The sequence below is a fragment of the Stenotrophomonas sp. NPDC077659 genome, from assembly GCF_050268705.1.
Taxonomy (GTDB): Bacteria; Pseudomonadota; Gammaproteobacteria; order Xanthomonadales; family Xanthomonadaceae; genus Stenotrophomonas.
The window spans coordinates 35459-50164 of record NZ_JBNNHG010000012.1 but is presented as its reverse complement, the minus strand read 5'-3'; the positions used below and the strand labels follow the sequence as shown (position 1 = coordinate 50164).

Genomic DNA, 14706 nt, shown 5'->3' with positions numbered 1-14706 from the left:
ATCGGCAACCGCCTCACCGCGCAGCGCTTCACCGACACCATCGAAGCCACCGGTCCGGCCCACCCGGGCTTCCGCCGCGCGCACAGCAAGGGCATCTGCGTGAGCGGCTGGTTCGAACCCAGCGCACAGGCACCCGCCCTGTCCAGCGCGCGGGTGTTCTCGCAGGCGCGCGTACCGGTGCTGGGCCGCCTGTCGATCGGCGGCGGCGATCCCTACGGTGCCGACAACACCGCGCGCGTGCGCAGCATGGCCGTGCAGATGGTCAGCGACGATGGCCAGGAATGGCGGATGGCGATGAACAGCTTCCCGTTCTTTGCCGTGCCCGATGCCGAAGCCTTCTACGGACAGACCCGTGCTTCCATTCCCGACCCGGCCACCGGCAAACCCGATCCGCAGAAGATGGCGGCGGTGCTGGCCAGGTACCCCAGCGCGCAGGCGTTCCAGCACTGGGCGAAGACCGCGCCGTGGACCAGCAGCTGGGCCGACACCACCTACAACAGCGTCAACAGCTTCTGGTTCACCAACGCGCAGGGACAGAAGCGCGCCGTGCGCTGGCGCTGGCAGCCGCTGGCACCGGTGGTGGAAATGGACGCGGAAACGCGCAAGCAGGCCAGCGTCGATTTCCTCAGCCAGGAACTGCAGCAGCGCCTGGCCAAGGGCCCGGTGCAGTGGAACCTGGTGGTCAGCACCGCCGCGCCCGGTGATGCCATCGACGATCCGTCGACGCCGTGGCCGGATTCGCGCGAGCAGGTGGTGGCCGGCGTGCTCAGCCTGGACCGTATGCAATCGCAGGAGGAAGGCGCCTGCGGCCAGATCAACTTCGACCCGTTGATCCTGCCCAGCGGCGTGCGCGGCAGTGACGATCCGATCCTGGCCGCGCGCTCGGCCGTGTACTCGCAGTCCTTCAACCGCCGCGAACGCGAACGCGCCGCCGGCAACGTCGAACAGCCGAAGAAGGAGGCCGCACGATGAACACCGGCAACGGCCACTTCAACCTGCTCGCGCGCCTCCTGCACTGGACCATGGCGGTGATGATCCTGGCCATGCTGTTCGTCGGCGTGACCATGGTCGCCTCGCTGCACCTGCGGCCGATGCTGATCGACCTGCACCGCCCGCTGGGCATCGCCATCCTCGTGCTGGTGCTGCTGCGGCTGTACAACCGCCTGCGCCATCGCCCGCCCCCGCTGCCGGCCGACCTGCCGGCGTGGCAGGCACTGGCGGCGAAGGCATCGCACTGGATGCTGTACGGGCTGATGCTGGCGATGCCGCTGATCGGCTGGGCGATGCTGTCGGCCGGCGGCTACCCGATCACCCTGTGGGGCGGCCTGCACCTGCCGCCGATCGTGCCGCACACCCCGGCACTGTATGCGGCCCTGCGCAACGCGCACAGCCTGCTGGCGTATGTACTGTTCGCCACGGTGCTGATGCACGTGGGCGCGGCGCTGTTCCACCTGTGGGTGCGCCGCGATGGCGTGTTCCAGGCGATGGCGCGCGGGAAGGACTGAAGGTAGCGCCGGGCCATGCCCGGCGGATCGTTTCCGCGCGCGCACAGGCGAGGATCAAGAGCCGCCGCTTCGCTCGCCGGGAGGCCCCGCGCTACCGGCCCGGAACACCTTCGCCGCTGAACTGTTCGACCAGGGCGCGATAGCGCTGCGCATGTTGCCCGCATCTGGCCAGTACGTTGGCCGATCTGCCCTGGGCCATGCGCTCGCCCTTGCCCAGCAGGTAGGCACTGTCGGCCAGATGCTCGCGGCGGCGGCCCTGCGCATCCACCCAGAATCCCGGCACCGCCAGGAAGGCCTCCAGTGGCAACGCAGCGACATCCTCGCGCGGGTCGATGACGCGCTGTATCTCGCCGCAGAGTACGAACGGCTCGCGCACCGCACCCTCGACCCCGGGCAGCCACGCCTGGATGCGCGCGAAATCCTCCAGCGGCAGCTCGGACATGCTGAAGTGCACCTTGCGCAGCTTCGGCACGCGCAGCAGTGTGCCGGGCAGGCCGGACACCAAGGGGCTGCGGAACCAGGTGATGCTCACCGCCTCCAGCGCAGGCAGTTGCGCCAGGAAACCCGGATCGGCAACCGGCTGGTTCCAGTCCAGCGTGCCCATCACTGTCACGCTGCGCAACGCGGGCGCGCCGGCCAGACCGGAAAAATCACTGACCCGGCGCAGGTTTTCCAGATGCAGCGCGCGCAGCGCCGGCAGGCGCCCCACGGGCGAAAGATCATTGAACCCCGACACGTACTCCAGCACCAGCTCGCGCAGGGCCGACAGGCCCTCCAGCATCGCCAGCGATGCCGGACGCGCATGACTGATGCGCAACGCGGTCAGCTGCGGCATCCGGGCCAGCGCAAGAAGCTGGTCCTGGCTGGGTTCGTGCAGGGTCAGTTCGCGCAACTGCGACAACTGCAGCATCCGCTGCCAGTTGCGATCACCCGCGGTGACGGTCAGACGCTCGGTGTCCTCCGGTACGCCGGCCAGGTCATCGACATGGCAGGACCAGCGCTGCGCGTTCGGCGTGATGGTCCAGGTATCGCCGGTGCGATCCAGGACATCGGCATAGTGGTGTTTCAAGGTGAAAGCCCCATCCATGAGAGGACCAAGAATACGGCACCAGGCGCAGGGGCTGTGCCCGCCGGGCACCGCGCGTCTACAACCAGCCCTTCTGCCGCGCCAGCCGGTAGGCCTCGATGCGGTTGGCCACGCCCAGCTTGCCGATGCACTCGGACAGGTAATTGCGTACCGTGCCGTGCGACAGCCCCAGCTGCTCGGCAATCTCGCTGGCCGTGCGGCCCTCGCCGGCCAGGCGCAGCACGCGGCGTTCGCGGTCGGTCAGCGGGTCGGCCTGCGACCACGCGTCCATCGCCAGCTGCGGATCGATCGCACGGATACCCTGATGCACCTTGCGCAGCGCGTCGGCCAGGTTCTCGGCCGGGGCGTCCTTCAACAGGTAACCCAGCACCCCGGCTTCCAGCGCGCGGCGCAGGAAACCGGCGCGGGCGAAGGTGGTCACGATGACGACCTTGATCGGCAGTTCGTGGCGGGCGATGCGCTGGGCCAGCTCCAGGCCGGTCAGGCCGGGCATCTCGATGTCGGTCACCAGGATGTCCGGCTGCAGCTGCTGCAGCATGCGCCAGGCGGCCTCGCCGTCGGCAGCGCTGCCCAGCACTTCGATGTCCGGTTCCAGGCCCAGCAGCGCCGACAGCGCGCCGCGCACCATCGCCTGGTCTTCGGCCAGCAGAATGCGGATCATGCCGCACCGTCCTGTGCCAGCGATGGCGGCGGCACCGGCAAGGTGGCTGCTGCCAGTGGCACGCGCACGGTCAGCACCGTGCCTTCGCCGCGCGGCGACTGCACCTGCAGCTGCCCGCCCAATGCCGTCACGCGCTCGCGCATGCCGCACACGCCATTGCCCTCGGCCTGCATGCCCCCTCGTCCGTCATCGCGTATCTGCATCACCAGCTGCCGTCCTTCCTGCATGAACACGACCTGCGCCTGGGTGGCCCGCGCATGCCGCACGATATTGGTGGCTGCCTCGCGCAGCACCAAGGCCAGGCCACGCTCGACCTCCGCGGGCATCGGTGGCGGCACCGCGTACTGCAGGTGCACCTGCTGGCATTCCAGCAGCAACCGGGCCGACGCCAGTTCGCCGGCCAGATCACTGGCACGGATGCCGGTAACCGCACTGCGCACCTGCGCCAGTGCTTCACGGGCGATGGCCTCGGCCTCGCCGATCTCCTGCCGCGCGCGTGTGTCATCGCGGTCGTACAGCTTGCCCGCCAGTTCCAGTTTCAGCGTGATCAGCGACAGCGTATGGCCCAGCAGGTCGTGCAGGTCGCGGCCGATGCGCTCGCGTTCGGCGGTGGTGGCCAGGCGCCGCACCTCGTCCTGCGACAGCTGCAGGGCAGCGTCCTTCTGCTGGTTGATGCTTTCCACGTTCATCACCATGCCGACGATGAAGGACAGCGCAGGAATCCACACCAGGCTCTGCCAGGGGTAATCGCAGAGCAGTGCAACCGTGCAGAACAGCACGTTCAGGCCTGCCAGCTGCAGCAGGTAGCGGCGCCAACCGTCGCGGCAACTGACACGCAGCAGGACACAGCCAAAGACGAAGTAGGTCAGGCCTGCCGGGTACCAGGGCAGCAGCACCAGCGCCATGGCGACCATGCACAGTGCATAGCGTGGGCCATGGTGGCGAGGCGCCAGCAGCACACGGGCGTACAGGAACAGGAACAGCGGATAGGACACCAGCGTGATCAGCGCCCAGCGCAGGGTGAAGCCCCGCCCCAGCAAGGGGGTCAGCACGATCCATACCGACCACAGCAGGTGGACCGCGTCGGTCCACGCTGATTTGCCACGGCGCACGGTGTCGGCCATCGACGAATCCGGCGCGGGACGCAGCAGGGAGGCAAGCCAGCTCGACGACACGGGCGGATCCAGGCGGGGACGTTCGCTGCCGATCATGCCAGTTCAGCCGATGCGGCGCAGGCGACGGCGCGCCAGCAGCAATGCGGCCAAGGTTACCCCCAGCAGCACCAGCAGGTGGCCGGCGATGCTGCCCACTGCCGGCAGCCCCACCACCGGCAACGCCAGCTGCGCCAGGTGCCAGCTCGGCCACAGCGGTGCCATCGTCGAAAACAGCGTCGGCAGTGCCGACAGCGGCAGCCACAGCCCCGACAACAGCGCCAGCGGCAGGTAGACCAGGTTGACCATGGCCGGGGCCGCACTGGCGCTGGCATGGCTGCCGATCAGCAGGCCGATGGCCCCCAGCGGCAGCGCCGCCAACGCCGCCACCGCCAGCAGCTGCAGGATCTGCTGCACCTGCAGCTGCACACCGCCGAAGGTGCAGGCCACGGTGACCAGCAGACCTGCCACCAGCAGCGCGAACAGCATCGCCATCGCCAGCCGCGCCAGCAGTGGGGCTGCTGCCGGCATCGGCAGCGCGCGCTTGAGGGTCAGCAGGCCACCTTCGCGGTCCAGCGCCAGCTGCACGCCGAAGCCGAACAAGGCCGGTGCCATCGCGCCGAACACGCAGTAGGTGGCCAGCAGGTACAGCGGCGCATGGCCGCGCCCCAGCAGCACGCCGAACAACAGGTAGAACAGCACCGGGAACAGCAGCGAGGGCACTGCGAAGGCCGGCGTGCGCCACGCGCGGCGAAGTTCGGCCTGCAGCTCGGCGAAGTAGGGGCGCAGGGCGGCACGCAGGGACGCGCGCGGCGCAGCGAGGGAACGGGTCACGGTGTTCATGCAGCCTCCCGGGTCATGTCGAGGAAGGCGTCGGCCAGTGCCGCGCCCTGTACTTCCAGTTCCTGCAGCTGCGCGTCGGCGGCCAGCAGGCGTGCCACCACCGGTTCGGCCGGGCTGGCCAGCAGCTGCAGATGGGTACCGTCGCGCTGTACCTGCTGCACGCCTGGCCAGTGCTGCACATCGTCAGCGGGCAGAGCGCTGCGGCAGCGGATGCGCCGCGGCCGGTCGGCCAGGCGCAGCTCGGCCAGCGGCGCATCGGCCAGCACGCGGCCCTGTTCCAGCACCACCACCTGCTGGGCCAGCGCTTCAGCTTCCTCCAGGTAGTGGGTGGTCAGCAGCACGCCACAGCCCTCGGCCACCAGCTGGCGGATGGCCTGCCACATCACCTGCCGCGCCTGGATGTCCAGGCCCGTGGTGGGTTCATCCAGAAACAGCACGCGCGGGCGGCCGCACAGTGCGATGGCGAACTGCACCGTGCGCTGCTGGCCACCGGACAGCTGCCCATAGCGACGGCGGGCCAGATCCTGCAGGCCGGTGCGCTGCAGCACCTCCGCCAGCGGCATCGGGTCGGGGTAGCAGGCACTGGCCTGTGCCACCAGTTCATCCACCTGCAGCATCGGCGGCAGGCTGGTGCTCTGCAGCATCACGCCCAGGCCCAGGCGACTGGCGCGCTGCTGCGGGTCGCCCCCGAGCAGTTCAACCTGGCCCGCATCGGCGCGGCGCAGGCCCAGCAGCACGCTGATCGCGGTACTCTTGCCAGCACCGTTGCGGCCCAGCAGGGCCAGGACCTGGCCGGCACGCACCTGCAGGTCGATGCCCTGCAGTGCGGCATGGCCGGCGTAATGCACCTGCACCTGGTGCAGGCGGGCCAACGGGGCCGTGGTGGGGGCTGCGGTCGAATCCATGGGTGCGGTACCGGTAGCGGGGACGTTGCCATGCTGTGCCGCCCCGGTCACGTTTCGCAGTGGCCGCCGTCATCCCCATGGGGTGACAGCTGTCACTGCCCTCACGCCCCGTGCCCACTGCATGCTGTGCCGCACGCCTGACCACCGGAACCGCTGCTGTCGCCCTTCCGGCCCTACCCGCCCGAATGCCTGTGATGGAACGCAATGAACGCTTCTGCCGAGCTGTTGAAGGAACTCCGGATCGACCGCAAAACCCCGCCGCCGTCCTCCGGGAATGGCCCAGGCAAACGCTGGCTGTGGATCGCCCTGGCCGTCATCGTGCTGCTGTTGGCGGGCAGCGCCTTCTTCCTGTTCGGCCGTACACCTGCGCCTGAAGTGGACATCGCACCGGCCGTGGCCATCCAGCAGGGCAATGCCAGCAGTTCGGTGCTTGATGCCAGCGGCTACGTGGTGGCCCGGCGCATGGCCACGGTGTCGGCCAAGATCACCGGCAAAGTGCGCGAGGTGATGATCGAGGAAGGCATGCGCGTGGAGGCCGGCCAGATCATGGCCACGCTGGACCCGATCGATGCCGATGCACAGCGCAGCCTGTCCGCGTCGCAGGTGCAGGCCGCACGTGCACAGGTGGCCGGCCTGCAGGCGCAGCAGCGCCAGGCCGCCGCCGAAGCCAGCCGCCTGCAGGCGCTGGTCGGCCAGCAGCTGGTCTCGCGCTCGCAGTACGACCAGGCCGTGGCCCAGCGTGACAGCCTGCGTGCGCAGCTGGATACCGCCCAGCGCAACGTCAAGGTCGCCAGCGATCAGCTCGCCATCGCCGACCTGGGCGTGGACAACAACATCGTGCGCGCACCGTTCTCCGGCGTGGTCACCGCCAAGGCCGCGCAGCCGGGCGAGATCGTTTCGCCACTGTCGGCCGGCGGCGGCTTCACCCGTACCGGCATCGGCACCATCGTCGACATGGATTCGCTGGAAATCGAAGTGGAAGTGGGCGAAGCCTTCATCGGCCGCGTACAGCCGAAGATGCCGGTGGAAGCCACCCTCAATGCCTACCCGGAATGGAAGATTCCCGGCGAGGTGATCGCCATCATCCCCACCGCCGACCGCGGCAAGGCCACGGTGAAAGTGCGCGTGGCGCTGAAGGTGAAGGACCCGCGCATCGTGCCGGAGATGGGCGTGCGGGTCAGCTTCCTGGAACAGGCACCGCCGCAGGCCGCTGCCAGCACGCCGCAGGGTGTGCGCGTACCGGCCACCGCCGTGGTCGAGCGCGACGGTGCCAGCGTGGCCTTCGTGCTGGGCGATGCCGACCGCGTGCAGCAGCGTGCCGTGCAGGCCGGCCAGGCGATGGGCAAGGACCGCCAGCTGCTGAAGGGTGTCAGTGCGGGCGAAAGCGTGGTGGTCAGCCCACTGGACACCCTGCGCGATGGCGCCAGGGTGCGACTGAAACAAGCGCAGTAACGGCCTGGCGCCCGCGTGGCGCCGCCGGCAGCACCGTTCCATGCATGCCCTCCGGCCCGTGGCCGGCGCGCGTCCCCGTGTTCCACCTTTCGTGGAGAACCCCGATGTCGACCCTGGTTTCACTGCGCAACATCACCAAGACCTACCAACGTGGCCCGGAAAAAGTGCAGGTGCTGCACGGCATCGACCTGGACATCGCACGCGGCGACTTCGTTGCACTGATGGGCCCGTCCGGGTCGGGCAAGACCACCCTGCTCAACCTGATCGGCGGCCTGGACAACCCCAGTGGCGGCGAGATCAGCATCGAAGGCGAGCGCATCGACCAGATGAGCGGCGGCCAGCTGTCGACCTGGCGCAGCCATCACGTCGGCTTCGTGTTCCAGTTCTACAACCTGATGCCGATGCTGACCGCGCAGAAGAACGTGGAACTGCCGCTGCTGCTGACCCATCTCAGCGCCGCGCAGCGCAAGCGCAATGCCGAGATCGCGCTGACCCTGGTCGGCCTGGCCGACCGCCGCAGCCACCGCCCCAATGAACTGTCCGGCGGCCAGCAGCAGCGCGTGGCCATCGCCCGTGCCATCGTCTCCGACCCGACCTTCCTGATCTGCGACGAACCGACCGGCGATCTTGACCGGCAGTCGGCCGAAGAGATCCTGGGCCTGCTGCAGCAGCTCAACCGCGAACACGGCAAGACCATCATCATGGTTACCCATGACCCGAAGGCCGCCGAGTACGCCACCCACACGGTGCACCTGGACAAGGGCGAGCTGGCCGACGCCCCGCTGGCCCACTGACGGAGGCCCCGGCGATGAAATACTTCTCCCTTGTCTGGGCGCAGCTGTTCCGCAGCCGCACCCGGACCCTGTTGACCCTGCTCTCGGTGGTCGCGGCCTTCCTGCTGTTCGGCATGCTCGATTCGGTACGCGTGGCATTCAATTCCGGTGGCAGCGTGGAAGGTGCCAACCGCCTGGTCACCGCCTCGCGCCTGTCGATCACCCAGTCGCTGCCGATCCGCCTGGAAACGCAGATCCGCCAGGTCGATGGCGTGCGCGACGTGGCCTACGGCATGTGGTTCGGCGGCATCTACCAGGACCCGAAGAACTTCTTCCCGAATTTCTCGGTGTCGCCCAACTACTTCGATGTCTACCGCGAACTGCAGATCGACCCGGCGCAGCTGGAAGACTGGAAGCAGACCCGCACCGGCGCCATCGTCGGCGAAAGCCTGGCCAACCAGTTCGGCTGGAAGATCGGCGACACCATCCCGCTGCAGGCCACCATCTTTCCGCGCGGCGGCAGCAATGACTGGCCGCTGGAACTGAAGGGCATCTTCCGTTCCAATGACCGCGCACAGGCCGGCAACGAAGAACGCCAGCTGATGATGAACTGGAAGTACTTCGACGAATCCAACGACTACATCAAGAACCAGGTGAGCTGGTACACGATCACCCTGGACAACCCCGATCACGCCTCGCGGGTGGCCCAGGCCATCGATGCGATCTCGGCCAACTCCGACCACGAGACCAAGACCCAGACCGAATCGGCGTTCCAGCAGGCGTTCGTCAAGCAGTTCGCGGACATCGGCATGATCGTTACTTCGATCATGGGCGCAGTGTTCTTTACTCTGCTGCTGCTGACCGGCAACACCATGGCCCAGGCCGTGCGCGAGCGCATTCCCGAGCTGGCAACGCTGAAGACGCTGGGTTTCAAGGACGGCACCGTGCTGACGCTGGTGATGGTCGAGTCGGTGCTGCTGATCGGCCTCGGCGGCCTGATCGGCATGGGCCTGGCCGCGCTGGTGCTGCCGGCCATCGCGCCCAAGAGCATGGGCATGCTGCCACCCCACGTACCCACCCCCACCTGGCTGGTGGGCATCGGCCTGATCGTGGTGATCGGCATCGTGGTCGGGCTGCTGCCCGCGCTGCGTGCCAAACGCCTGAAGATCGTCGATGCGCTGGCCGGCCGCTGAGGAGGAGACGCAGATGAAATTCCTGAAAAAGTGGCTGCTCAATGCAGCAACCGGTGCGCTGCTGGTGGTCAACCTGGGCATCTGGATCGCCCTGCCGTGGTTTGGCGTGCTCGCCGTGGCGGTGCTGGTGGCGCTGTGGCTGCTGCTGACCCGCAGCGGGCGACTGGCGCTGGCGGCCACCCGCATCGGCATCGCCAGCCTGCCGCAGCGCTGGGGCGCCTCCTCGGTGATCGTGGTCGGCATTGCCGGCGTGGTCGGCGTGCTGGTGGCGATGCTGGCCATGGGCGAAGGCTTCCAGGCCACGCTCAGCAGCACCGGCGATGACACCACCGCCATCGTGCTGCGCGGTGGTTCGCAGGCCGAGACCAACTCGGTCATCTCCCGCGAACAGGTGCCCATGCTGTCCACCCTGCCCGGTATCAGCCGCGATGGCGAAGGCCGGCCGCTGCTGTCACCGGAGCTGTCGCAGGTGGTGAACCTGGTTTCCAAGGCCGATGGTACCGACGTCAACGCGCAGTTCCGCGGCGTCGGCCCGCAGGCGTGGGCGGTGCATGACAAGGTGAAGATCGTGCAGGGCCGGAAGTTCGGCACCGGCCTGCGCGAGATCGTGGTCGGCCAGGGCGCACAGGGACAGTTCCGCAACCTTGAGGTTGGCAAAACGCTGACCCTGGGCAACCAGGCCTGGACCGTGGTCGGTGTGTTCGCCTCGGGGGATGCCCATGATTCGGAAATGTGGACCGATGCCGATACGCTGGCCACCACCTACCAGCGCAGTGCGTGGCAGTCGATCAGCGTGCGTACCGATGGCAAGCCTGGCTTCGAGCAGTTCAAGGCCGCCGTGGCCACCGATCCGCGCCTGAAGCTGGATGTGGAAACCACGCGCGCGTATTACGGCAAGCAGGGCGGCGGCTTGACCAGGCTGATCGACATCCTCGGCAAGGTCATCGGCACGATCATGGCAGTGGGTGCAGTGTTCGGCGCGCTCAACACCATGTATGCCGCAGTCGCAACGCGTGCACGCGAGATCGCCACCATGCGTGCGATCGGGTTCCGCGGCCTGCCGGTGGTCACCGCGGTGATGCTGGAAACGATGTTGCTGGCACTGCTGGGCGGGTTGCTGGGCTGTGCGGTGGCCTGGCTGCTGTTCAACGGTTACAGCGTGTCCACCATCGGCAGCAATTTCAGCGCGGTGGTGTTCAAGTTCCATGTATCGCCGGAACTGCTGTGGAATGGATTGAAGTGGGCACTGGGGATCGGCCTGGTTGGCGGCCTGTTCCCGGCGCTGCGCGCGGCGCGCCTGCCGATCACCACGGCCCTGCGCGAGACCTGAACAACGCGCCCGTGCGTGGAGTGATGGGTGTGGAGGGCGGAGCGAAGGCTTCGCCCTTTTTTTGTCGGCGCGTCATCCACGCATGGCGTGGATCTACTGCAATGCGAACACCCGTACGATGTGGAATGAATCCAGTAGATCCACGCCATGCGTGGATGGCAGTCGGGGTCAGAACCGGGCTCTGACCTCATCGCGATTACCGCTTCGCCGCCCGCATCGCGCGCACATTCTCGCCGACGAACAGCACCAGCCCGGCCCAGATCACCGCAAAACCAATCGCCTTGCCGGTGTCGAAGGCTTCGTGGAAGAAGAACACGCCCAGCAGCAGCTGCAGGCTGGGCGCGATGTACTGCAGGATGCCGACCAGCGACAGCGGGATGCGCTTCACCCCGTAGGCAAAACCGATCAGCGGCACGGCCGTCACCACGCCGCCGAAGACCAGCAGCAGATCGTTGCGCCAGCCCCAGCCATGGAAGAACGCGCCGCCATGGCCATTCTCGGCCCACAGCGCAAACGCCAGCGCCGGCAGGAACAGGTACAGGCTTTCCACGCCCAGCCCGGCCACCGGATCCACCGACACCACTTTGCGCAGCAGCCCGTACAGGCCGAACGAACAGGCCAGACCCAGCGCGATCCACGGCGGCGTGCCGGCATCAACGGTCAGCCACGCCACGCCCACTGCCGCCATGCCCACCGCCAGCCACTGCACGCGGCGCAGGCGTTCCTTCAGCACCAGCACGCCCAGCAGCACGTTCACCAGCGGATTGATGAAGTAGCCCAGGCTGGTTTCGATCACATGGCCGGCATTGACCGCCCAGATGTACAGGCCCCAGTTGAAGGCAATGGTCAGGCTGGACACCGCCAGGATCGGCAGCGCGCGCGGCTGCGCGGCGATCTTCCGCCACCAGCCCAGGCGCGCGCTCAGCAGCAGCCACGCCACCACCAGCACCGTGGACCAGATGATGCGGTGGGCGATGATCTGGAACGACGGCACCTCGCTGAGCAGATGCCAGTACACCGGCACCAGCCCCCACAGCACGAAGGTGGAGGCGGTCACCAGCAGGCCGCGGCGTTGTTCCTGCTCGTCCATGCTCACTTGGTCATACTCATTTCGTCATGCTCACTTCTTCCGGGTCCGCGCCATGGTCAGCACCACCACGCCCAGCAGGATGACGGCCATCGCCAGGAAATCGCGCCAGCCGAAGTGCTCGCCATTCAAGGCCGCGCCCAGCAGCACCGCGATGACCGGATTGACGTACGCGTAGCTGCCGGCCAGCGCCGGTCGCACGTTGTGCAGCAGCCATACGTAGGCGGTGAAGGCCACGATGGAGCCGAACACGCACAGGTACGCCATGGCCAGCAGGCCGCCGGTGTCGGGCAGCGTGGTCGGGCGTTCGCCCACCGCCAGGCCGATCAGCACCAGCAGCACGCCACCGCAGAGCATCTGCCCGGCGGCGGTCATGAACGGGCCGGGCAGGTCCAGGCCACGCGCCCAGACCGAACCGAACGCCCAGCCGACCGGTGCGATCAGCAGCAGCACCAGCCCCGTGGGCGAGGCAGTCAGGCTGCTGCCGGCATTGAGCCAGACCACGCCGATGAAACCGACGGCAATGCCCAGCCATTCACCCCGGCTGGCGTGCTGGCCGCGCAGCGCCGAGAACAGCGCCATCCACAGCGGCACCGAGGCTACGGCTGTCGCTGCCAGGCCCGAGGACACCTCGCGCTCGGCCAGCACCACCATGCCGTTTCCCAGCACCAGCATGGTCACGCCCATGATGACCAGGTTGCGCCATTGCCGCAGGCTCGGCCGGGGCAGCTTCCAGAACAGGCGCAGGGCCAGGTACATCAGGCCGCCGGCGATGATGAAGCGGCTGCCGGAGACCATGGTGAGCGGCAGCGCCCCACCGTGCAGGGCCTTGGCGATGCCCAGGTAGGTGGAGCCCCAGACCACGTAGACCAGCAGCAGCGCCAACGCAACAAGGCCGCCCCGGGGGGCAGCCGCAGCAGGAACAGGGGAAGCCGACATGACGCACCAGCAGGCAGGGGAAGACGGATTCTAGAGCGTTCGGTCAGCTGCGTAACCCCGGTTTCGGTCCTGGCTGGCCGAGCTGGAAACGACAGGGCGTACGACGATCTAGCTATGGTCCCCCCTGCCGCCCGCTGTCACCCTGTGCGGTCCCCATGCCCTGCCTGCCCTCCGGCACCTGGCGTTGACGTGGGATGCAGTACCTAGAAGGCTGGCTGGGCAGCGCGCTGCGCGCCCTGGCATCGATCTTTCCCGCATGGAAGCGCCGCATCGAGGATCCTCACCCAGATGAGCACCACGTCCCAACCTGCTGTCCCCAGCACCGACGGCGCCGCGCTGCGCCGCTCGATCTCCAATACCCTCAAAGGCTCCGCCGGCAACCTGGTGGAGTGGTATGACGTCTATGTGTACTCGGTATTCGCCGTGTACTTCGAATCGCAGTTCTTCTCGCCCGAAGACAAGAACTCCACCATGTACGTCTGGGCGATCTTCGCCGCCACGTTCCTGATGCGCCCCATCGGTGCCTGGTTCTTCGGCCGCTTTGCCGACCGCCACGGCCGCCGCCTGGCACTCACCGTGTCGGTCACCCTGATGGCCGTCTGCTCCTTCCTCATCGCCATCACCCCCACCGCAGCCAGCATCGGTATCTGGGCGGCCATCATCCTGCTGTTCGCACGCCTGCTGCAGGGCTTCGCCACCGGCGGTGAGTACGGCGCCAGCGCCACCTACATGTCCGAAGCGGCCATTCCCGGCCGCCGCGGCTTCCTCTCCTCGTTCCACTACGTCACCCTGGTCGGTGGCCACGTGCTGGCCCAGCTGACCCTGTTCCTGATGCTGAACGTCTGGGGCAAGCCGGAAATCTCGGAATTCGGCTGGCGCATCGCCTTCGGCATCGGCGGCATCGCTGCCGTGGTGGTGTTCTGGCTGCGCCGTGGCATGGACGAGACGATGGAAGCATCGTCCATCGAAGCCGCACGCGAGGGCAAGGCCAGGAAATCCGGTTCGATGTACGAACTGTTCGTGCACCAGTGGCGCCCGCTGCTGCTGTGCTTCCTGATCACTGCCGGCGGCACGATTGCCTTCTACACCTACTCGGTGAACGGCCCGAAGATGATCCAGAGCGCCTTCGCTGCGGATGATCCGATGACGGCTACCCTGGTCAATCTCGGCGTGCTGACCTTGCTGATGGTGCTGCAGCCGGTTGGCGGCTGGCTGTCGGACATCGTCGGCCGCAAGAGCCTGCTGGTGTTCTTCGGCGTGGGCGGCGTGCTGTACAGCTGGTACCTGATCACCCAGCTGCCGCACCAGCACGATGCCACCCTCGCCTTCCTCACCTTGGCGCTGGGCTTTGTCATCCTCACCGGTTACACGTCCATCAACGCCGTGGTGAAGGCCGAGCTGTTCCCCACCCACGTGCGTGCACTGGGCGTGGGCCTGGGCTATGCGCTGGCCAACTCGCTGTTCGGCGGTACCGCCCCGCTGCTGTACCAGGGCGCGCTGAAGACCGGCCACGTGGACTGGTTCGCCATCTACGTCACCGCCACCATCGCGGTATCGCTGGTGGTGTACGTGTTCTTCCTGACCAACAAAGGCCCGAACTGGCTCGACGGCACCCGCAAGTAAGGGGGCTGTGTTGATGGCAACCACCGGCGCACTGCCGGTGGCTGCCGCGCAGTGACGACGACGGGGTAGCGTCGACTGTCAGTCGACTGATCTTCTCTCAGATCGCGGAAAACCCCGCGCTGCGCGCGATGGTCGACTGGGTAGAGTCGACTGTCAG

General features: G+C 67.6%; 14 protein-coding genes. 7 read left to right on the top strand and 7 right to left on the bottom strand.

Features of this window, described 5'->3' with window-relative positions:
- Together ACQKDV_RS03575 and ACQKDV_RS03570 are read left to right on the top strand one after the other, a co-directional pair.
- Positions 1 to 972 (top strand): catalase family peroxidase (locus ACQKDV_RS03575; protein ID WP_427782413.1); only part of this gene is annotated, 972 nt, incomplete at its 5' end.
- On the top strand, positions 969 to 1505 hold the full coding sequence (locus ACQKDV_RS03570) for a cytochrome b (protein ID WP_427782412.1): 537 nt from the start codon (positions 969 to 971) through the stop codon (positions 1503 to 1505). The genes ACQKDV_RS03575 and ACQKDV_RS03570, both read left to right, overlap by 4 nt.
- Positions 1506 to 1596: 91 nt before the next feature.
- Here ACQKDV_RS03570 and ACQKDV_RS03565 read toward each other — a convergent pair whose 3' ends face one another.
- The 5 genes from ACQKDV_RS03565 to ACQKDV_RS03545 form a co-directional block, all read right to left on the bottom strand.
- The gene (locus tag ACQKDV_RS03565; protein ID WP_427782411.1) at positions 1597 to 2574 is read right to left on the bottom strand and encodes a hypothetical protein; all 978 of its coding nucleotides are present in this window, start codon (positions 2572 to 2574) and stop codon (positions 1597 to 1599) included.
- A gap of 76 nt (positions 2575 to 2650) precedes the next feature.
- Positions 2651 to 3253 carry a response regulator transcription factor gene (locus tag ACQKDV_RS03560; RefSeq protein ID WP_427782410.1) on the bottom strand — a complete coding sequence of 201 codons (603 nt, stop codon included), beginning with the start codon at positions 3251 to 3253 and terminating at the stop codon, positions 2651 to 2653.
- Positions 3250 to 4464: a sensor histidine kinase gene (locus ACQKDV_RS03555; protein WP_427782409.1), complete on the bottom strand. Its 1215-nt coding sequence runs from the start codon at positions 4462 to 4464 to the stop codon at positions 3250 to 3252. Before ACQKDV_RS03555 ends, ACQKDV_RS03560 begins: the two co-directional genes overlap by 4 nt.
- Positions 4465 to 4470: 6 nt before the next feature.
- Complete coding sequence (locus tag ACQKDV_RS03550; RefSeq protein ID WP_427782408.1) at positions 4471 to 5247, bottom strand: ABC transporter permease; 777 nt, start codon at positions 5245 to 5247, stop codon at positions 4471 to 4473.
- A complete protein-coding gene (locus ACQKDV_RS03545) occupies positions 5244 to 6152 on the bottom strand; it encodes an ABC transporter ATP-binding protein (RefSeq protein WP_427782407.1) in 909 nt (302 codons plus the stop codon). The genes ACQKDV_RS03550 and ACQKDV_RS03545 overlap by 4 nt, the downstream gene beginning before the upstream one ends.
- Positions 6153 to 6356: 204 nt before the next feature.
- On the opposite strand from ACQKDV_RS03545, the gene ACQKDV_RS03540 reads away from it, so the two are divergent.
- From ACQKDV_RS03540 to ACQKDV_RS03525, 4 genes are all read left to right on the top strand, one after another.
- Entirely contained in the window at positions 6357 to 7604 is a 1248-nt protein-coding gene (locus ACQKDV_RS03540) for an efflux RND transporter periplasmic adaptor subunit (protein WP_427782406.1), read from the top strand.
- 104 nt (positions 7605 to 7708) lie between these two features.
- Positions 7709 to 8398: an ABC transporter ATP-binding protein gene (locus ACQKDV_RS03535; RefSeq protein ID WP_004153799.1), complete on the top strand. Its 690-nt coding sequence runs from the start codon at positions 7709 to 7711 to the stop codon at positions 8396 to 8398.
- Between the two features lie 14 nt (positions 8399 to 8412).
- Positions 8413 to 9570, top strand: coding sequence for an ABC transporter permease (locus ACQKDV_RS03530; RefSeq protein ID WP_427782405.1), 1158 nt, complete (start codon positions 8413 to 8415; stop codon positions 9568 to 9570).
- A 13-nt stretch (positions 9571 to 9583) separates the two neighbouring features.
- Entirely contained in the window at positions 9584 to 10900 is a 1317-nt protein-coding gene (locus ACQKDV_RS03525; RefSeq protein ID WP_427782404.1) for an ABC transporter permease, read from the top strand.
- A 196-nt stretch (positions 10901 to 11096) separates the two neighbouring features.
- Here ACQKDV_RS03525 and rarD read toward each other — a convergent pair whose 3' ends face one another.
- Positions 11097 to 11996 (bottom strand): EamA family transporter RarD, encoded by a 900-nt coding sequence (gene rarD, locus ACQKDV_RS03520; RefSeq protein WP_427782403.1) that lies wholly within the window; start codon positions 11994 to 11996, stop codon positions 11097 to 11099.
- A gap of 24 nt (positions 11997 to 12020) precedes the next feature.
- Positions 12021 to 12926: a drug/metabolite exporter YedA gene (gene yedA, locus ACQKDV_RS03515; protein ID WP_427782402.1), complete on the bottom strand. Its 906-nt coding sequence runs from the start codon at positions 12924 to 12926 to the stop codon at positions 12021 to 12023.
- Between the two features lie 288 nt (positions 12927 to 13214).
- On the opposite strand from yedA, the gene ACQKDV_RS03510 reads away from it, so the two are divergent.
- Entirely contained in the window at positions 13215 to 14549 is a 1335-nt protein-coding gene (locus tag ACQKDV_RS03510; RefSeq protein ID WP_427782401.1) for an MFS transporter, read from the top strand.
- Positions 14550 to 14706 lie beyond the last annotated feature (157 nt).